General features: G+C 53.7%; 16 protein-coding genes. 3 read left to right on the top strand and 13 right to left on the bottom strand.

The window, feature by feature from the left end; genetic code table 11:
* Positions 1-297: 297 nt before the first annotated feature.
* The 4 genes from ACT3XD_RS13350 to ACT3XD_RS13335 all read right to left on the bottom strand — a co-directional run bounded on the left by ACT3XD_RS13350 (position 298) and on the right by ACT3XD_RS13335 (position 5609).
* Complete coding sequence (locus tag ACT3XD_RS13350; protein WP_192539253.1) at positions 298-2103, bottom strand: acyl-CoA dehydrogenase C-terminal domain-containing protein; 1806 nt, start codon at positions 2101-2103, stop codon at positions 298-300.
* A gap of 247 nt (positions 2104-2350) precedes the next feature.
* Complete coding sequence (locus ACT3XD_RS13345; RefSeq protein WP_192539252.1) at positions 2351-3118, bottom strand: SDR family NAD(P)-dependent oxidoreductase; 768 nt, start codon at positions 3116-3118, stop codon at positions 2351-2353.
* Between the two features lie 20 nt (positions 3119-3138).
* Positions 3139-4809, bottom strand: coding sequence for an AMP-binding protein (locus ACT3XD_RS13340; RefSeq protein ID WP_192539251.1), 1671 nt, complete (start codon positions 4807-4809; stop codon positions 3139-3141).
* Positions 4810-5045: 236 nt separating this feature from the next.
* Positions 5046-5609 carry a TetR/AcrR family transcriptional regulator gene (locus ACT3XD_RS13335; protein WP_192539250.1) on the bottom strand — a complete coding sequence of 188 codons (564 nt, stop codon included), beginning with the start codon at positions 5607-5609 and terminating at the stop codon, positions 5046-5048.
* Between the two features lie 125 nt (positions 5610-5734).
* Here ACT3XD_RS13335 and ACT3XD_RS13330 point away from each other — a divergent pair, with 125 nt between their 5' ends.
* Positions 5735-6922 carry an acetyl-CoA C-acyltransferase gene (locus ACT3XD_RS13330; protein WP_192539249.1) on the top strand — a complete coding sequence of 396 codons (1188 nt, stop codon included), beginning with the start codon at positions 5735-5737 and terminating at the stop codon, positions 6920-6922.
* A 106-nt stretch (positions 6923-7028) separates the two neighbouring features.
* Here the strand turns inward: ACT3XD_RS13330 and pstB are convergent, their stop codons facing one another.
* The 5 genes from pstB to ACT3XD_RS13305 form a co-directional block, all read right to left on the bottom strand.
* Entirely contained in the window at positions 7029-7844 is an 816-nt protein-coding gene (gene pstB, locus ACT3XD_RS13325) for a phosphate ABC transporter ATP-binding protein PstB (protein WP_192539255.1), read from the bottom strand.
* Positions 7845-7865: 21 nt separating this feature from the next.
* Entirely contained in the window at positions 7866-9224 is a 1359-nt protein-coding gene (gene pstA / locus ACT3XD_RS13320) for a phosphate ABC transporter permease PstA (RefSeq protein ID WP_192539248.1), read from the bottom strand.
* A 6-nt stretch (positions 9225-9230) separates the two neighbouring features.
* A complete protein-coding gene (pstC, locus tag ACT3XD_RS13315) occupies positions 9231-10610 on the bottom strand; it encodes a phosphate ABC transporter permease subunit PstC (RefSeq protein WP_192539247.1) in 1380 nt (459 codons plus the stop codon).
* A 101-nt stretch (positions 10611-10711) separates the two neighbouring features.
* Positions 10712-11722, bottom strand: coding sequence for a substrate-binding domain-containing protein (locus ACT3XD_RS13310; protein ID WP_318782777.1), 1011 nt, complete (start codon positions 11720-11722; stop codon positions 10712-10714).
* Between the two features lie 254 nt (positions 11723-11976).
* Entirely contained in the window at positions 11977-13164 is a 1188-nt protein-coding gene (locus tag ACT3XD_RS13305; protein ID WP_192539246.1) for a multidrug effflux MFS transporter, read from the bottom strand.
* A 164-nt stretch (positions 13165-13328) separates the two neighbouring features.
* Between ACT3XD_RS13305 and ACT3XD_RS13300 the strand changes: the two genes are divergently transcribed.
* Positions 13329-14987 (top strand): methyl-accepting chemotaxis protein, encoded by a 1659-nt coding sequence (locus ACT3XD_RS13300; protein WP_192539245.1) that lies wholly within the window; start codon positions 13329-13331, stop codon positions 14985-14987.
* 26 nt (positions 14988-15013) lie between these two features.
* On the top strand, positions 15014-15952 hold the full coding sequence (tal, locus tag ACT3XD_RS13295) for a transaldolase (protein ID WP_192539244.1): 939 nt from the start codon (positions 15014-15016) through the stop codon (positions 15950-15952).
* Positions 15953-15990: 38 nt separating this feature from the next.
* Here the strand turns inward: tal and ACT3XD_RS13290 are convergent, their stop codons facing one another.
* The 4 genes from ACT3XD_RS13290 to ACT3XD_RS13275 are packed head-to-tail and all read right to left on the bottom strand — an operon-like array spanning position 15991 to position 19698.
* A complete protein-coding gene (locus tag ACT3XD_RS13290; RefSeq protein WP_192539243.1) occupies positions 15991-16509 on the bottom strand; it encodes an STAS domain-containing protein in 519 nt (172 codons plus the stop codon).
* Positions 16499-17692 carry a PP2C family protein-serine/threonine phosphatase gene (locus ACT3XD_RS13285; protein WP_192539242.1) on the bottom strand — a complete coding sequence of 398 codons (1194 nt, stop codon included), beginning with the start codon at positions 17690-17692 and terminating at the stop codon, positions 16499-16501. Before ACT3XD_RS13285 ends, ACT3XD_RS13290 begins: the two co-directional genes overlap by 11 nt.
* An 8-nt stretch (positions 17693-17700) precedes the next feature.
* The gene (locus ACT3XD_RS13280) at positions 17701-18546 is read right to left on the bottom strand and encodes an MlaA family lipoprotein (RefSeq protein ID WP_192539241.1); all 846 of its coding nucleotides are present in this window, start codon (positions 18544-18546) and stop codon (positions 17701-17703) included.
* 30 nt (positions 18547-18576) lie between these two features.
* Positions 18577-19698, bottom strand: a complete 1122-nt coding sequence (locus tag ACT3XD_RS13275; RefSeq protein WP_192539240.1) for a beta-ketoacyl-ACP synthase III — start codon at positions 19696-19698, stop codon at positions 18577-18579.
* Positions 19699-19715: the final 17 nt, after the last annotated feature.

Below are 19715 nucleotides of genomic sequence, written 5' to 3'. Positions count from 1 at the left end.
TAGCGGGTGAAGTGAGCGGCGTAAATCTCGCTAACCTCCTGACAAACCGAAGGTTTTCACCTTCATTCACCGCTGGTAACGCTTGGCGTCCCCGGCAGCGGATGCGTACTTTACGGATTCGCCAGGACTTTGGCAAGCACTATTTCGAAAAGTTCACTCAGCCCATAAAAAAAGCGGCAAGACTCGTTTTATGGAGATGCTCCACACAATGAGCCTGCCGCAAACCACCGAACAGAGTACTTAGTTAACAGTACTTCACTAACAGCATGTAACTGTTAGTCATTCATTAGCTATCTATCAGATTTCAAACCCCAGCCCGAAATCTTCGCTGGAGATGGCCATCAAACTTGTAGCACCCGCCTGGATCATTTGCGCATGCGCTTTAGTGCGCGGCAATAATCGCTGATAGTAAAAACGTGCGGTATTGAGCTTGGCGGCATAAAACGCCTTGTCATCGCCTTCAAGAGACATGGATGCCTGCTTCGCGGCACGGGCAAACAGGTAGGCAAGCGCTACATAGCCGGAATACATCAGGTAGTCGACACTTGCTGCACCTACCTCTTCACGATCTTGCATCGCCTTCATACCAATTCCCATGGTCAGCTCACCCCATTCGGCATTGAGCTTGGCCAACGGCGTAATAAATTCCTTAAGAGCAGGATTATCGGCTTCGGCTTTACAGAACTTGTGAATCTCTTTGGTGAATACCTTAAGCGACTCGCCCTGACTCATAAGCACCTTGCGCCCCAGCAGGTCTAACGCCTGGATGCCGGTAGTGCCTTCATAGAGACGAGTAATACGCGCATCGCGCACTAGCTGCTCCATCCCCCACTCTTTAATAAAACCGTGGCCGCCAAAAATCTGTACGCCTTCATTAGTGCTTTCAAAACCGACTTCGGTTAAAAAAGCTTTAACGATAGGCGTTAGTAGTCCGAGTAAAGTTTCAGCACGCTCTTTGTCTTCACCCGGCTTGCCATGCTCCACCGTATCCAACAGTTGGGCGGCATACAGCACCAGCATACGTCCGCCTTCGGCAAAGGCTTTTTGCGTTAGCAGCATACGGCGTACATCGGGGTGGACGATGATCGGATCAGCGGGCTTCTCTGGCGCCTGCTTACCCGAAAGGCTACGCATTTGCAGGCGGTCGCGAGCGTAACTGAGCGAGTTCTGGAAACTGGCTTCAATCAAGCCAAGCCCCTGGATACCCACGCCCAGGCGCGCAGCGTTCATCATGGTAAACATACACGCCAACCCTTTATTGGGCGTGCCTACCAGATAGCCGGTCGCGCCATCAAAGTTCATCACGCACGTTGCGTTACCATGAATCCCCATCTTGTGCTCAAGGGAGCCACAGGTGACGCCATTGCGCTTTCCGGGGTTGCCGTCGGCGTCGGGTAAGAACTTGGGCACCACAAATAACGAAATACCTTTCGAGCCTTCTGGTGCATCAGGCAGTTTCGCCAACACCAGATGCACGATATTTTCTGCCAGGTCATGCTCACCGGCCGAAATAAATATCTTGGTACCGGTAAGCGTATAAGCGTCCCCATCAGCAGGCACCGCACGGGTCTTGATCAGACCTAGATCAGTACCACAGTGAGGCTCAGTCAAACACATGGTACCAGTCCACACCCCTTCAACCAGCTTGGTTAAATAGGTGCTTTGCTGCTCATCCGTACCATGGTGACGCAGTGCGTCGGCCGCCCCATGCGAAAGCCCTGGATACATACCCCAGGCCAGGTTGGTCGCGCAGATCATTTCCGAAAGCATCATGGCCAATGACGGTGGGAGCCCCTGCCCCCCATGCTCAGGGTCGGCCGCCAGGCTGGGCCAGCCACCTTCAACATACTGCTGGTACGCCTCTTTAAAACCGTTAGGTGCTTTGACCTCCCCCGCTTCTAGCCGGCAGCCTTCTTCATCACCACTTTGATTAATGGGCAGTAGTACATCACGCGCAAAACGCGCGCCTTCTTCCAAGATGGCGCTTACTACATCGGACGACGCATCGTCACCGCTGGGCAATGCGGCGTAATGCGCAGGGTAATCGAGCATCTCGTCCATTACGAAACGCATATCACGTAGAGGGGCCTGATAACTGGGCATCGCACTTCTCCAAAGCTGGGGGCTGAAAGCAGCACTAGGTTTAGAAGCGGCTTTCAAACACATGTTTGAAAACTAGCGCTCCCCACGTTTCGAGTCAAGCGAGCGTTTGAATTTAACCGTCGATTTGGCTCATTCTTTGGTCGAAGTACTGATGAGTAGCCACTTAAAAAGCAAAAAACTCGCCAGCGTAATCGCTGGCGAGTTCTCGTTTAAACAACCCCTGCATAATTACCAGATACGGATACCGCTACTGCATACGGATACCGCCATCCAGGCGAATTACTTCTCCGTTTAGCATCGGGTTTACAATAATCTGCTCGGCCAACTGAGCAAACTCAGCCGCCTTACCCAGACGCTTGGGAAACGGCACGGCGGCAGCGAGCGCCTGGGCGGCCTCATCGGGAATTTCACTCATCATCGGCGTTTCGAACACACCTGGTGCAATTGCCATGACACGGATTGCATGCCGGGAAAGCTCTCGAGCAGCGGGCAAGCTCATCCCTACTACGCCCGCTTTAGAAGCGCTGTAAGCACACTGCCCCACTTGTCCATCAAAAGCGGCAATAGAGGCCGTATTAATAATCACCCCACGCTCACCGCTTTGCGTTGGTGTATTTTTCGCCATTGCCGCAGCCGCTAAACGCATAACGTTAAAGGTGCCTACCAAATTAATGTGAATGGTTTTCGCATAGGCTTCAAGATCAGCAGGATTGCCCTCGCGATCCACCAGCTTGGCGACACTGACCACACCAGCACAGTGAATAACCCCGGAAAGCCCGCTCTGTCCGCCGAACGCAACGGCGGTATCGAACGCCTGCTGCATTTGTTCAGAAGACGTAATGTCAGCCATACAGGCTTTGGCTCGCTCGCCGAGCTTGGCGGCATGACTGGTGACGCTGTCATTTAAGTCGCAGAGCACCACCTTGGCGCCAGCGGCCGCCAACCGCTCAGCAGTTGCAGCGCCTAGCCCCGAGGCGGCACCGGTTATCAAAAACGTGCCTTCCTTTACCTGCATAATGACTCTTCCTTAATTGATTATTTGTTATGGCTGGCTTGCTCAGCCGCTTGAGCACGCAGCTTGAAGCGCTGAATTTTACCGCTAGGCGTTTTAGGCAGCTCTTCCACAAACTCGATCACGCGGGGGAAGGCATGGGTCGATAGCCGTTCCCGTACCTGCTGACGAATTTCATCAGCCAGAGCATCACTGGCCTCATAGCCATCGCGCAGCACAATGTAGGATTTAATGACCTCACCACGAATATCATCCGGCTGACCAACGGCCGCCGACTCCGCCACGGCGGGGTGAGTCATTACGCTGTTCTCCACATCAGTAGGTCCTACCCGATAGCCAGCGGTAGTAATAATGTCGTCGTCACGGCCCGCAAATTGAAACGAGCCATCCTGATTACGAATCACCACATCACCGGTTAAGTAATAGCCCTTCACGAAGGGGTCTTTTTCCTGCCAGGTGTAGCCTTGGAAAAAATGCGCAGGAGACTTGGCAATATCAACAGCCAGGACACCCGGTTCCCCCGGAGGCAACTCGTTATACTCCGCATCCAGAATCGCCAAGCGATAGCCAGGTAGAGGCACCCCCATCCCGCCAACATGCTTAGGGTGCTCAAGAGTATGGTGATTGTTGCAGGTCATTCCCGTTTCGGTTTGGCCATAGTGGTCCATTACCAAGCAGCCCAGCGATCTTTCTACCCAGGTAACAACTTCTGTATTAAGAGGCTCACCGGCTGAACTCGCCGCGCGCAGTTCCAAGGTTTGATGGGCATCGTCGAAAAGGCCTGAAGCCTTCATTAAACGATAGGCGGTGGGCGCGGCGGCAAAGTTGGTAATCCGGTGGCGCTTCATAAAATCGAGCGCGCCTTCGGCACTAAAGCCTGCTTCACAAAAATGTGTGGTAACACCAAGCAGCAGCGGCCCGGCAATCGCATAGTAGAGGCCATAGGCCCAGCCGGGGTCTGCCATATTCCAGAAACGGTCGTCGCTACGCAGATCAATGGCAAGTTCCATGTACAGCGCAAAGGCGGTCATTGCCGAAAGGGGCACGGCCACGCCTTTGGGCTTCCCGACGGTTCCGGAGGTGAACATCTGCAAAAAAGGCTGACCTGGCTCAAGCCTGGGGGGTTCACTCGTCATGGACGCATGCGCCAGGGCAGCCTGCCAGTCCTGGTCATCTGCATGTTCAGGCGTCGCACCGCCTACCGCGAGCATTGGCGGGCATTGGCTTAAACCATCGAATTTAAAGCGGTTAGCGTGATCGGTAATCACCAGCTTGGTGTCGGCTCGGCCGAGCCGATAGTCCACCGCATCAGGGCCAAATGCCGTAAACAGCGGCTGATAAACGGCACCAATGCGCCACGTTGCCAGCACGGCCACTAGCAATGCCGCTGAGCGGGGCAACATGCAGGCGACGCGATCACCCTCTTTCAGGCCTTGGGCGAGCAGCCAACCAGCCAGGTGGGAGCTTTGTTGATCCAGCTCAGCATACGTCAACGTATGCGTTACCCCTTGAGTATCTTCATGTACCAGCGCCAGCACATCGCCACGCCCTTCCCGAATATGTCGGCCGCAGCACGCTTCAAAGGCATTGAGCTTGCCGTCCTGACGGTCATCTAACCTGGCAATCATTTGATCAGTTGAGAAACGTTTAAGGTACTCCGAATACTCGGGAAGTGATGCCGATATCTCTGTCATGATGGCTCTCTTATGTTGTTGGTAATGAGCAGTCTTGATACAGAAGGAAGGCAGCGTTCTACGTTATACTTTTTATTTTCAGTTTACGTTAACGGAAGCCTTGAGATACTCACACGCTAAAAGCAATCCGCTGGAAGCGCAAGCTATCCACAGCGTTTTAACGCTTATACGTTGGTCGAGGAAAATAAAAACAGGTAAGACTCGCCAAGAGCGGCGCATCAATAATGAGTAACGCTTTAGCGAGCCATGATCATGGCGACCAGCTCATCGGCAAGGTCATCCGGAGTACGCGCTCCGTTAGGGTCGTACCAGCGTACGGTCCAGTTCAAAGCCCCTAGCACAAACCGCGAGACGAGAAAGCGATCACCGTGAATAAGCCCCGCCTCCAGCGCATCGTCAATCACCTGTACCCAAAGCGCTTCATAAGCATCTCGAAGATGGCTTAAATGCGCGCTGGCCGCCGGGTCGAGCCGGCGCCATTCAAAAAGCGCGACGACATGCGCATTGCGATCCGCAAACAGCGTTTCCAGATGAGCACGGGCCATGACGCGCAAGCGGGTTTCCGGGTCAGCCGAGCAGCGCTCTATCGATTGACGGGCGATCATCAGGGCATTCTGCGTGCCCTCTTCAATGACGGCGGCCAGAATTTCCTGCTTGTCTTTAAAGTGGTGAAACAGGCTGCCCGATTTAATTCCCATTTCCTGCGCCAGCATGCGCACGGTAGTGCGATCAAAACCTTCTTGTACAAATAGCTGAGCAGCCAGCCGCGTTAGCTCCTTGCGGCGAGGTGATGCATTCATTACATTCATATAATTCACACTAGCGCTTGCTTGGTTACCCAGAGAAAACCACAGCCCCGCCAGTGGGTCAACGCATCGCTTGCCACTCAGCCTGATAATCATAATAAATTGAAAGGAGTTAGATCATGAGTAACCCTACCGACATCGTGTTTCTTGCCGCCACACGGACTCCAATGGGAGGCATGATGGGTAGCTTATCCAGCATGAGCGCCCCTGAGCTAGGCGCGGCGGCGATCCGCGCCGCCATTGAACGTGCCGGCATTACGCCAGACGTTATCGATGAAGGCATCATGGGCTGCGTCCTGCCCGCTGGCGTTAAACAGGGGCCTGCCCGTCAAGCCATGCGCCAGGCCGGTATTCCGGATGCCTGCGGCGCCACTACGATCAACAAACTATGCGGCTCAGGCATGAAGGCCGCCATGCTCGCCCATGACCTGATTAAAGCGGGAAGCGGTGAAATTCTTCTGGCTGGGGGTATGGAGTCCATGTCCAACGCGCCCCATGTGCTTACCAAGGCACGCGGCGGCTATCGGCTAGGCCATGGCGAACTCAAAGACCATATGTTTTTAGACGGCCTGGAAGATGCTGAAACGGGCAAGCTGATGGGCGTATTTGCCCAGGATATTGCGACCCAGCGCGACTATAGCCGCGAGCGCCTAGACGACTTCGCGATTGCCTCGCTTGAGCGCGCCATGGAAGCCACGAATGCCGGCCATCTGGCGGCTGAAATGGTGCCTGTCACGGTATCCACGCGCCAGGGCGAAACGCGAGTTGAGCACGACGAGCAGCCTTTTCAGGCCAAGCTGGATAAAATTCGCCAGCTGCGCCCGGCCTTCGCCAAAGACGGCACGATTACTGCCGCCAATGCCAGTTCGATCTCCGATGGCGCCTCAGCGCTCATACTGGCAAGCCAGGCAGCGGCAGACCGGCATGGCGCAAAGCCGCTGGCCAGAATGCTGGGCCACGCCACTCACTCACGTCATCCGAGCGAATTTACCATTGCCCCGGTTGGCGCCATCGAAAAGCTGTTGAAAAAGCTCGACTGGGATGTAAGTGATGTCGACTTATTTGAAATCAACGAAGCTTTTGCCATCGTCACGCTGATGGCAATGGATGATTTAGGCTTACCGCACGAAAAGGTAAACGTGTTTGGTGGCGCTTGTGCTCAAGGCCATCCGATTGGCTCAACCGGCTCACGAATTATTGCCACCCTTATTCATGCCTTGCGCACAAAAGGCGGTAAACGCGGCATTGCGAGCTTATGTATTGGCGGAGGCGAAGCGACGGCAGTCGCGGTTGAACTGATAGACTGATACGCCAAGTGCTAGCCAACGCCTTTCTATCCGAAAGGCGTTGGCCCTAGTCAGGCTACCCTACTCTTCGAAGTTCAAAGGTAAGAGTAAGGAGCCGAATGACGTCTTACCCAAAGCGTCCGGTAATATAGTCGTGGGTACGCTGATCTTGAGGGTTGGTGAATATCTGATCCGTGGTATCCACTTCCACCAGGTCGCCCATATGGAAGAAGGCGGTGCGGTCTGCAACACGGGCGGCCTGCTGCATATTATGGGTAACCATCACGATGGTATAGCTCTCGCTTAGCTCATCGATCAGCTGCTCTACTTTCGCGGTCGCAATGGGGTCGAGTGCAGAGCAAGGCTCATCCATCAGAATAATATCCGGGCTTACCGCCACGGTACGCGCAATACATAAACGCTGCTGCTGACCACCAGAAAGCCCCGTGCCGGGCTTATCCAGGCGATCTTTTACCTCTTCCCAAAGTCCTGCGCGGCGCAGGCTGCTCTCGACAATATCATCAAGCTCTGCCTTGCGGCGCGCCAAACCATGCAAGCGCGGTCCGTAGGCAATATTTTCATAGATGGATTTGGGGAACGGGTTAGGCTTCTGGAATACGATGCCTACCTGGGCGCGAAGCAGTACCACGTCGCGATCAGGTGCATAGATATCGTTTTGATCCAGGGTAATTTTGCCTTCAACCCGACAGATATCAATCGTGTCATTCATACGGTTCAAGCAACGTAAAAATGTCGATTTACCGCAGCCCGAAGGGCCGATAAAGGCCAGCACTTCGTTTTCATAGATATCCAGATCGATACCGTTAATCGCCTGAGCGTCGCCGTAGAAGACTTTGACATTCTCGGCGTTCATTTTGACTTTATCTTTGGCTTTGCTCACGCGGCTTTCACCGCCGCCAACGCTTACTGAAGATGTTGCCATAGGCTGTGCAGGAATATTCACTTACCACCTCGTTTCGAATTTTTTACGCAACCAAATCGCCAACGCATTCAAGCTCAGCATTAACCCTAGCAGCACAATAATGGCTGCCGACGTGCGCGCTTCAAAGAAATTACGTAGCTCATTGCCCTGCCATAGGTAAATCTGTACCGGCAAGGCGGTTGATTGATCTAACGGTGTGCCCGGTACGTTAGCCACAAACGCGTTCATACCGATCAGCAGTAGCGGTGCCGTTTCACCCAGCGCCTGAGCAACCCCTAGAATGGAGCCAGTTAAAATGCCCGGCAATGCCAGCGGCAGCACGTGATGAAATACCGTTTGCACCCGCGATGCCCCTATGCCCAACGCCGCTTGACGAATAGACGGCGGGATTGAGCGCAGTGAAGCGCGAGTAGCGATAATAATAGTCGGCAGCGTCATCAGCGTCAGTACCAAGCCACCTACCAATGGCGCCGAGAGGGGCAAACGTAAATAACCGATAAATATCGATGCGCCCAGCAAACCAAATACGATAGAAGGCACTGCCGCCAGGTTATTGATGTTGATTTCAATCAGGTCGGTCAGGCGATTTTTAGGCGCAAACTCTTCCAGATAAATCGCGCTTGAGACCCCCAGCGGCACTGACAACGCAATGACGACCATCATCATAAATAGCGAGCCCATAAAGGCGCCAGCCAAGCCTGCCGAAGCCAGCGAACTGCGGGAATCGGTATTTAAAAACAGCGAGGTGCTAAACGAATTACGAATAACGCCCTGTTCATCAAGCTGGTCGGCCCAGGCACGGGTTTGAGCACTTAGCTGCTGACGGGCATCGGGCAGGTCACGATCAATATTGCCTTTGATCCACACATCCACGTTTGCGCTTGCCAACATCTTAAGTTCAACGGTCTGGCCGAGCAGCGATGGGTCTTCCACAAACCGGTCACGCAGTGCATAACGCTCGCCGGAGGTGACCAGGGCCCGTAAATCTCTTAGCTGACGTGGCTCAACCTCTTCACCCAGCGCGTCTTCAACGGCGCGATCAATAATCGCTTGCCAGTTCACCAGGCCAGCTCTAGTCATCCACTGTGTGTAACGCTCATCAAACGCAAACTGGCTTTCACCGCTTTCACGTTCAGGTTTTGGCTCAAGCTCAATCACTTCAGGGTCAAAATATACGTCTACATAAAACGTTGCCTGCCAAAAGGCGGGCACACCGCGCATAAGAATACTGGCAAACAGGATAGCCACCAGCGTCATGCCGGTAATTACCGCCATCAGACCCAGGCGCCGGAAGACGTTCTCCTTGCGGTGACGCTTCGCCAGCGATTTTTCGATCGTCATAAGCCGGTGCTGACGACGCTGCTCAATCGATATGGACATAGTCACTTACTCGTATTGCTGGCGGTATTTACGCACGACAACCAGTGCGATGACGTTTAACCCCAGCGTGATAACGAAGAGGGTAAGACCCAAGGCGAACGCGACAAGCGACTGCGGGCTTGCGAAGTCCATATCCCCGGTCAACTGATTGACGATCGTGACGGTAATGGTCGAAACGGCCTCAAAAGGATTGGCATGCAGCACGGGGTTATTACCCGCAGCCAATACCACGATCATGGTTTCACCAATCGCCCGGCTCGCCGCCAGCAAAAATGCGCCCACAATGCCTGGAAGTGCGGCAGGTAGCACCACCTGACGAATCGTTTCTGATTTGGTTGCCCCCAGGCCCAGCGCGCCATCGCGCAGTGATTTAGGCACCTGGGTAATAATGTCGTCAGAAAGCGAGGAAACGAACGGAATAATCATGATCCCCATTACCAGGCCCGCCGTCAGCGCGCTGGTCGTGCGAATATTGATACCGATCAGGTCACCGACGCTGGACAGGAACGGCCCCACTACGATCAATGCAAAGAAGCCGTAAACAATGGTCGGAATACCCGCCAGAATTTCGATCACTGGCTTGGCTACGTTACGCAGCCAAGGGGGTGCATATTCCGCCATGTAAATAGCGGTCATCAGGCCCACAGGAATGGCGACCAGGAGCGCGATGGTACTGACCATCATCGTTCCCCATAAAAGCGGCAGTAAACCAAAATCGCCCTGACTTGAAGTACCCGCCGTGCTGAACCGGGGGTTCCAGACCGTGCCAAAAAAGAACTCTGCGGGGCTGATGAAGCTAAAAAACCGCAGCGCCTCACCCAGCATGGAAAGCACAATGCCAATAGTGGTAAAGATGGCCACGGCAGAGCTTGCCGCCAAAGCAAACATGATAACGCGCTCTACCTGATTACGGGCGCGCCAGCTAGGCGAGATGCGCCGCCGGGCAACAATCAGGCCGACCACGACCAGTACGGCCATCAAGGCGACCAAACTAAAGTTCTCAATAGTTTGCAGCCTTGCCATATGTGTCGCGGCGGCTAGCTCTTCAGAGCTTCCCCCACCAGACACACCCTGTCCGTTGGCCAATGCAGTCACACGACGCAACAGGGTTTGTAACTCACGATCACTAAGCCCTGCCACCAAGTCGACTGGCAACTGCTGAGTGACTAGCATATCGATTAACTGTGGCGCCAAAAAAGACCACAACAAGAAGATGGCCAGTGCGGGCAGTCCACACCAAAGGGCTACCAGCACACCATAATAACCGGGCCGAGAATGCATCCGTACATCGTGCTCTGCCGCAACCGCGCGACTGCGAGTCAAGCCCAAGTGGTATGCCAAGGCCATCATTACCAGCAGCGTGGCTATCAAGGCAAGGTTGCTCATTATTTCTCCGCCTATGACTTCCTACGTTTAAACGCCAGCATCAACGCTTCGATGCTGGCGTAAAACAGACCTAATTAACTTGAAAACCTGAACCGTTCAGCTTACTCGGCAGTGGCTACCGTGCGTGACTGAAACTGTTCTAGCGCTTCGGCGCGCTCTTCTTCATCCATAGGAATCAAGCCAGCGTCTTCCAGCGGGCTGCCGTAGCCAGAGATCATTTCATTCAGGAAGAACTCAGTGTATTCAGCCAGGCCAGGAATCACGTCCAGGTGCTCGCCCTTCACGTAAAAGAATAGCGGACGAGAAACCGGGTACTCGCCAGAACCGATGGTTTCCAGGCTTGGCGTTACGCCGTCAACGGTTGCAACCTGTAGACGGTCACGGTTTTGGTCATAGAAGCTCAGACCGAAAACACCTACCGCGTCTTCCTGAGCATCCAGGCGGGCCAGCGTTTCAGTGTAGTCGCCTGCGATCTCTACGATACGGCCATCGCCACGCAGGTTGTTACAGGCGTCGTCTTCCACTTCAGCCACAGTATCGCAGCCTGGGTGCACGACTTTCTCTTCGAATACTTCGCGGGTGCCATGGTTGGAGGCAGGAATTACCAGAACGATTTCCTGATCCGGGAGGCTTGAGTCAATTTCAGACCAGCGGGTGTAGGGGTTATCAACCAGTTCGCCATCTTGCGGCAACTGTGCAGCGGCTGCTTTGAATACGTGCTCAGGCGTCAAGGCAAACTCGGCGCGGTCAAGACGCGAGGCGAATACAATGCCGTCATAGCCAAATTTGATTTCAAGAATTTCGTTAACGCCGTTCTCGCCACAGCTTTCGATTTCGCCGCTGCGGATTGGACGTGAAGCATTAGCGATATCAATAGTGTTTTCGCCAACGCCTTGGCAGAACTGGCGCAGACCGCCGCTAGAACCACCAGAACCAACGACCGGCGTGTTGAACTCAGAGTAAGTATTACCGAACTCTTCCGCTACGATACTTGCAAACGGCAGCACGGTAGAAGAACCCGCAATCTGGATAGTGTCACGTGCCATGGCGGCGGTTGAGACACTGGCGGCTAGACCGGCTACTACTGCAACACTTAGCATCTGCTTTTTCACGTCGAGCTCCCCTTTGGTTTTAATATCCGGTCAGCCACTGCTTACCGAAAAATTGGCCTTCTGGCCTTTCACAAAGAGGAGTTTGCACACAAACGATTGCAGAAATATGACAGTCAAAAAAATCTTGGCAAAGAGTCCGAACGATCTACAGCAACAGCCCGGCTGCTGCTGTACATAGCGCAAAGGAGGCGTATTGAAGCAGGCGCCTATCAAGGCGATGGGTAATCTTGTCGGCGTCAGGCTGCCAAACAAAGCTAGACATAACGGGCAGGTTTAACCGTTAGCAGTCGCACGCCCACATTCCCAAGCAAGGAAGCACCCAGCATGGTCAGCACCATTGGCCACAGGTGCGCCACTTCAAATGCCCCGACCAGAAAGCCTGCCAGCGCCCCACAGCTAAACTGAATGCCTCCCAATAGGGCAGTGGCCGTTGCGCTGATATGCCCAAAGTGATCCAGCAGGGACGAAATCGCATTGGGGGTAATCAGACCGATCATTCCCGTAAAGAGCATAATCAACGGCACAACGGTATAAAGCGATGCCATATTCAGCGCCGTCACCAACACGAGTGCCAGCGCCGCCACAAGCTGTACCGTTAACCCCAGGCGTAGATTTTGTTGCGGCGTGCGCTTGCGCAATAAATGGATATTGACGCGATTGGAGAGCGCAATGACCACGACATTCACCCCAAATACTACCGGATAGATACCGGGCGATAGCTCGAAGTAATCAAGGTAAACAAACGGTGATGCGGTGACAAAAGCGAAAAGCCCTGCAAACGAGGCAGCAACGGCGCAGATATAACCCATGCCTTCCCGATGGCACAGTACGCTTGCGTAGTTTCTGATTACCTGACGGGGCGACGCCGCCGGTAACGTCATATCCCGGGTTTCGGGAAGTCGGGTGCCTAACAGCCATAGTAAAAAACCTGCATATACGGCAAGAAAGACGAAAATCAGCCACCAGCCAGCGACATGTAGCAGCAGGCTGCCCACGGCGGGGGCCGCCAAAGGCGCCAACATCATGATCATAGCCATGGTAGACATCACTTTCGCCGCCTCACGCCCGCTGAAGCAGTCGCGCACTATCGCGGCCGAGTTCACCACACAGGCACCGCCGCCCAACGCTTGTACAAACCGCCAAAGTAAAAGCGTGGTTAAACTATCGGCAGTAGTAATCATCAAACTGGCCAACATGAATACCGTTAAGCCACCTAGCAATACCGGCTTGCGCCCTACCCGGTCGGAAAGCGGACCAAAACACAGCTGGCCAATCGCAAAACCAAACAAGAACACACTAATGGACAGTTCCGTATGGTGAATGCTGGCACCGATTGAGTCGGCCAATATGCCGATCGCAGGCAGATAGGCATCAATCGCAAACGGGGCTAACGCCGTATTGGCCGCCACCAATATAGCGACCCGGCGAGGATTCAGTTCCATGGGACTTCTTGAATTATTCGGGAATCATTAAGCAAAGTAGCCGAACGATAGGCCGCTAATAATACAGTGACAGCGAAGATTAAGCACCGAAGGCGCCTAAAACTGAAACATAAAACCCCTAGCCTCTGATTCATAAGTCTTTAACGATAGCTATCGAGGACAGTATGAGTCTTAAAGCGTTAAGCAATATTTCCCTTCGCTGGTTAAGCCTGGCAGGCCTATTTCTCGTTGCGCTATGCGTGCTTATGTTTGCACTACTAACGTGGAAAGTGATGCAACAGAGCCAACATGATCTGGCAGTTCTTGAGCAAGTGAATGTTCAGCAGTCGTCATCGCTAAACCGACTGCATATAGCCGGTCTTGAAGGGCTACACCGCCTGGACCGAGCGCTGGAACGTCAGCTACGCCCCTCACTTGGGGACCCAGTAGAGGCGCTTCAGGCGGTTGAACATGAGCTTTCTGAAATGTCTCTGGCCTTGGCAACGTTTCTGGAAGCAAGCGCAGAAACGTCTAATCAAGCGCTGCGCAACGCTATTGAGCAGCAGGCCACGGCACTGATGAGCACTATGCAGGAGCAGCTAAGCGCTGTTCAAGCCGGTGATCGTGCCAATTACCGCCAACTGACACTCATTGCCTTATCCAATAGCCAGGCATTCACCCAGCAAGCCCGCGCCTTTTATCAACTTGCCGACCGCCAAGGCACCGATTTAATGACCACAGCCGGGCACCGCGCCCAGTTTATCGGGCAGTTGCTGCTGGGAGGCATGGGCCTTGCTCTGGGGCTGCTGGGCTTAATGGCATGGATTGGCCAACGCCACTTGTTATCACCCATCAATCACCTGATCACCCATTTTCGAACCATGGCGCAGGGCGATTTAAGCGTAGGGGTTCCTCAGCGAGGCAATAATGAGATTGGTCAGCTCTATCAGGCGCTCGATCATATGCAGGGCGCGTTGATCAATACCGTCTCCCAACTGCATGACAATAGCCATCACATCTTCGATAGTGCACAACGTTTAGCGTTAGGCAATGAGGACCTGGCCATTCGAACCCGCCAGCAAAACTCGTTTCACGAGACCACGGCGGCCAATCTTGACGAACTGACAGAGAACGTGGCCACCACCGCCGGTTACGCTGCTGATGCCACCCAGCTTACCGCAACGGCGGCGGCCCAAACCCAGGATGGCAGCAAGATAATGGCTGAATTTCTTACCACCATGCAGGAAATCCATGCCCGCTCCAAGAAAGTGGATGAGATCGTCAACGTGATCGACTCCATCGCCTTTCAAACCAATATCCTGGCCTTGAACGCGTCGGTAGAAGCTGCCCGTGCGGGTGAGCAAGGCAAGGGGTTTGCCGTTGTGGCCGACGAAGTCCGCCTGTTGGCCTCGAGAAGTGCGGAGGCCGCGCGCCAAATTCAAGCCTTGCTGGCAGCGTCGGGTAGCAGTATTGCCCAGGGCCAAACCTTGTCGACCCAAGCGAGCCAAGGCATGCAAGCGATTGTCGAGTCTACCGAACAGGCCAATAGCATAATGCTCCAGATCGCTGACGCCGCCAACGAACAGCACCGCCATATAGAGCACCTTAATTCGACCCTGCACGAACAGACCCAGGTAAATCGGGCCAATGCCCAGCAGGTTGAAACCACCGCGCAGAATGCCATGTCGCTTGAAACCGCAGCGCAAAGTATGCGCGAACAGGCAGCACGCTTTAAAGTCGCCGACGAAATACCCAAAGATGGGTTTATTTGGCAGCCAGCACCATCAACATCGGCTGAACCGCCATCGGATAATATTCAGCGAGCACAAGCCTTGCTACAGTAAGGGTCTTACTACGCAAGGAGCAACGCATGGCCACTAGCTTACTGACACAACTTAAAGAAATGACCTCGGTGGTTGCCGATACAGGCGATCTTGATGCTATTCGCCGTTTTGCGCCTCAGGATGCGACCACGAACCCTTCGCTGATACTTCAGGCCGCACAGCAGGAACAGCGTCGGGCACGCCTTGCGGTTATTGCCAAGGAAAGTACCGATATTGATGATGCGGTAGACCGCGTTGCCGTTGAAATCGGCAGTGAAATTAGCGAACTGGTGCCCGGCTATGTATCGACTGAAGTTAGCGCCAGGCTTTCGTTTGACCGCGATGCCACGATTGCGCGAGCGCATTCGCTTATTGAGCGCTATGCCCAAAAAGGCGTTGGTGCAGATCGCATACTGATTAAAATGGCATCAACCTGGGAAGGTATTCAGGCCGCCCAGCAGCTTGAACGGGAAGGCATTCGCACCAACCTTACCCTGCTATTTGGTTTCGCTCAGGCCCAGGCGTGTGCGGATGCAGGGGTTACCCTGATATCGCCGTTTGTAGGGCGCATTCTTGACTGGCATAAAGCCCATCAGCCCGATGCCGATTTCAGCGGCCAGAATGACCCTGGCGTGCAGTCGGTTAAGCAGATTTACAATTACTTTAAAGGCCACGGTTACGCCACCATCGTAATGGGCGCAAGCTTTCGCAATATAGATGAAATTGTTTCATTGGCCGGTTGTGATCGATTGACGATCTCCCCCGCGCTGCTTAACGAGTTAGACGAGCAGCAAGGCGAACTAATACGTCAATTAACCCCGATGGGTGCAAGCAGCTCGGCAGACGAGGCGCTAACCCAGAGTGAATTCCGCTGGGCAATGAACGAGGACGAAATGGCCTCGGATAAGCTAGCCGAAGGTATCCGCAAATTTATGGCCGACCAGCGCAAACTGGAAACGCTATTAGGCGATCTGCGTAAAGCGTAACGTCCAGGTAATTAAAAGCCTCCGAGCGGAGGCTTTTGTTAGTGCTGAGCTTCGGTATTTTGCGCTTCCAGCATATCAACCAGCGGCTGAAACTGTTCCCGATTATGCTCGTTCATGTGCATCAAAATACGGTGCGCCTCAAGAATACGTTCGCGCAGCCCCTCTTCATCCGCAGGCTCTTCAGGCAGCTCAATCAGCGCGCTATTAAGCGCCGTTGTCTGCTGAAGCGGCGCTTCCATCAGCGTAAAAAAACGCGCAAACCCCATTACGTCGAGCATTTTTCGAACGTCAGGATTATCGGCAATGATGGTAGGCGGGTGCGCCAGGCGCCCTTTCACCGCCATCGCCACTTTTGCTAAAAAGCCCAACGCCGTCGAATCAACATTCGTTGCTTCGCGTAAGTCTATCATTACGGTCTGTAAGCCTGGCGTTTCAGCAAGGCGCTGTGCTTGGCTATCAAGCGTGGCACAAAGCGTTAAACGCACATCGCCACAGAGTTTTAATACAAAAACACCGGAGTCGAACGCCGCCTTAATACGGCCTTCATCAATCAGCATGACCAAATCCGCTCACCATCATGATTGTTAGATCATCGGGTAAAGCATCGCGGTCTGGGTTTGCCTCATCAATTGCATCGCCTTCTGCAAGGAGTGCATTTGTTTGGGCTAGCCGGTCGCGCAACTGCTCAAGCGTGACACTTTCGCTTATTAATTGCTCAAGTTCCTTGAGCCGCGTGTCGAGCGTTTTACCCGGCAAGCATTCCAATACACCGTCTGAACACAGCCATAAACGAAATTCAGCCGGCAAAGTACAGCTCAGCGAAGGATACTCTATATCGGGGAAAAGACCTACCGGCATTCCCTCTCCTTCAAGCCGAACGAGCTGGCCATCAGCGACCAATAAAGGCATCGGCAGCTGAGCGCCGAGCGAATAGTGAAGGGTATGCGAGCAATGGTCAATAACCCCGACGAACAAGGTGGCATGTTTACCGATATCGGTGCCCTGCAACTCCCGATTCATGGCCGCCAGCCAGTCCGGTGGCAGGCGTTCTGGCTGCAGACCATCCCACTCATTGAGCCATCGATTGCACAAATACTTCAAAAGTACAGTTACAAACGCCGATGAGGCCCCATGGCCAGAGACATCGGCGAAGTAGAACGCGCTGTAGCGCTCGTTATAACGCTGGTAATCGAGAAAGTCGCCGGACAGATACAGCGAAGGCGCAAACCAGTAGTCGTAATAGATACTGTTGATCACCTTAGGCCGGGGCGGAAGCAGCCTTCGCTGTATATGACCGCCGCTCTGCTGATCCATACGTAAAAGAGCCAGGTGCGTTTCGAGACTCTCGTTAAGCTCCGCCAGGCGCTCACGATCGCGGTCGCGCTCAATGGCCAGGGCATGCAACTCAATCGCCTTACGAATCATTCGGCGCAGCAGCTCAGCATGGCGCAGCGGGTGCACAATGTAATCAACAAGACCTACATCAACGGCCTTGATAAGGTCGGCATCCTCGCGTGAATCGCTGACGACCAGGGTGGGCAGGCGGCGGGTTAGCTGCGACCACTGCTGGCGCGGAACAGAATGCGCATGGGCCACAATAAGCGCTGTCTCTGCCGGGAGATGATCGATATCAGCTGCTGCGTACACCCACATGCCGTCGCAGGTGATCGCTTCTGCCAGCGCGTTGCGGTCAGGGCCCGGCTCGTCGATCACCGCAATCAGCTGTTTGGAATGATCCATGTTAAGCCTCAATCGGCGAAATCGTCGTCACTAATGTCGCTGTCGTCGAAATCACTGTCTTGGAAATCGCTGTCCTGGAAATCGCTGTCCTGGAAATCAAAGTCATCCATTGCAAAAGGATCATCGCCTAACTCGCCATCATTAATTTCAAACTGGCGGCGCTGTAGAAAAGCATCGCGTATAAACCGATAACGATCACCGCTAATCAGTTTTTCCTGGTCGAGCAATCCAGCGCGAATATCGACAATATTAAGCGCGCGAAGACCTAATCTAGTCGCATCATCTTCCACATAGGTGGTTGGATACGCCGCCATATCCGCCGGTAGCCCTGTTGTATCACGTAAGGTGCTGGGGCCTAAAAGCGGTAACACTAAATAGCGCGAGTCTTCCCATCCCCAAACGGCCAGGGTCTGTCCAAAATCCTCGTCACTTGCGTTAATTTCCATCAATGTCGCGTAATCAAGCAGTCCGCCGATACCCACGGTTGAGTTGATCAAAAAACGTGACGTTGCCAAACCAGCATTGGCCGGCTTGCCTTGAAGCAAGCTGTTGATGGCCGTGCGTATTTCTCCCAGGTTGGAGAAAAAATTACCCACCCCGGTCTGCACAGGGTCTGGCGTGACCGTGCGGTACCCCGTTGCTACCGGTTTTAACGCATAACGATCAAGCACATCGTTAAACACAAAAACGCGGCGGTTAAAGCCTTCCCAAGGATCTTCCGGGTGCGCTTCGGCAGTCATTTGAGTACTGGTGCTGGCGCATCCGCCTACCGCAAACGTAGCAAACAGCACCATAGGCAGCGCCGCATTACGCAGGGATATGGCGGAATTCCGTTTGGCTAAAAACCGCAGCATGGTCTTTCCTCTTGTAAAACTTAAATGCTATTACTGACGCCGCACCACAACGCTACCCGCGCTATAGCCCGCTCCAAACGAGCAGATCACCCCAATATCGCCCTCTTCCAAACCATCACGATGCAGGTGAAAAGCAATAATGGAGCCTGCTGAGCTGGTATTGGCGTAACGGTCCAAAATGATAGGCGCCTGCGTTTCGCTGGGCTCAAAACCTAGTACCTTACGGGCGATAAGATCATTCATATGGCGATTGGCTTGATGCAGCCACATTTTTTTAAGATCGCTACCCGATAGCTCAAGCGACGCTAAATGCTCAGAAATGAGCTTAGCTACCAGCGGGCATACTTCCTTGAAAACCCGCCGCCCTTCCTGCACAAACAGTTTATCAATTGCCAGCGGATCACTATCCGTCACACGGTTCAAAAACCCCGCGTTATTACGAATCGCATTGGAAAACTGAGTAACCAGTCGCGTGCCCAATATCTCAAAGCGCTCACAAGCAATGGCCGCCGCACTATTTTCTAATACCACAGCCGTACAAGCATCGCCGAAAATAAAGTGGCTGTCACGGTCTTGGAAATTTAAATGTGCTGAGCATATTTCCGGATTAATCACCAAGGCACGCTTTACGCTACCCGATGCAATGGCATTCGCGGCGGTTTCCAGAGCAAACGTCGCGGAACTGCAGGCAACGTTCATATCAAACCCATAGCCGCCTGCGCCCAGAGCTTGCTGTACTTCAACCGCCACGGCCGGATAGGCACGTTCCAGGTTTGAACACGCCACAATTACGAGTTCAATATCTTCTGGCGCTACCTGGGCATTTTCCAGCGCCTGCCGGGCGGCCGCGGTTGCCATATCACACTGAATGGACGGCTCATCATTTAGCCGCACGGGAAGCTGGGGGCGCATACGTTCAGGATCGAGAATGCCCGCGGCATCCAATACGTAACGACTCTTGATACCCGAGGCTTTTTCAATGAACTCACTGCTGGAGTGCGCTAACGGCACGCGCTCACCGCGCAGTATCTCTTCAGCAAAGCGCGCATTCTCATTGTCGACCCACGTATTAAATGCGCTCACCAGAGCCGCATTATCAATGGCGTGTTCCGGCGTATAAAGCCCCGTACCGGTTATCACCACATTTGTCATGCCTGTTCTCCTCTAAG

Source organism: Halomonas sp. AOP7-B1-5 (assembly GCF_052353045.1).
GTDB classification, from domain to species: Bacteria; Pseudomonadota; Gammaproteobacteria; order Pseudomonadales; family Halomonadaceae; genus Vreelandella; species Vreelandella colorata.
This window is presented reverse-complemented; position numbering and strand designations above follow the sequence as displayed.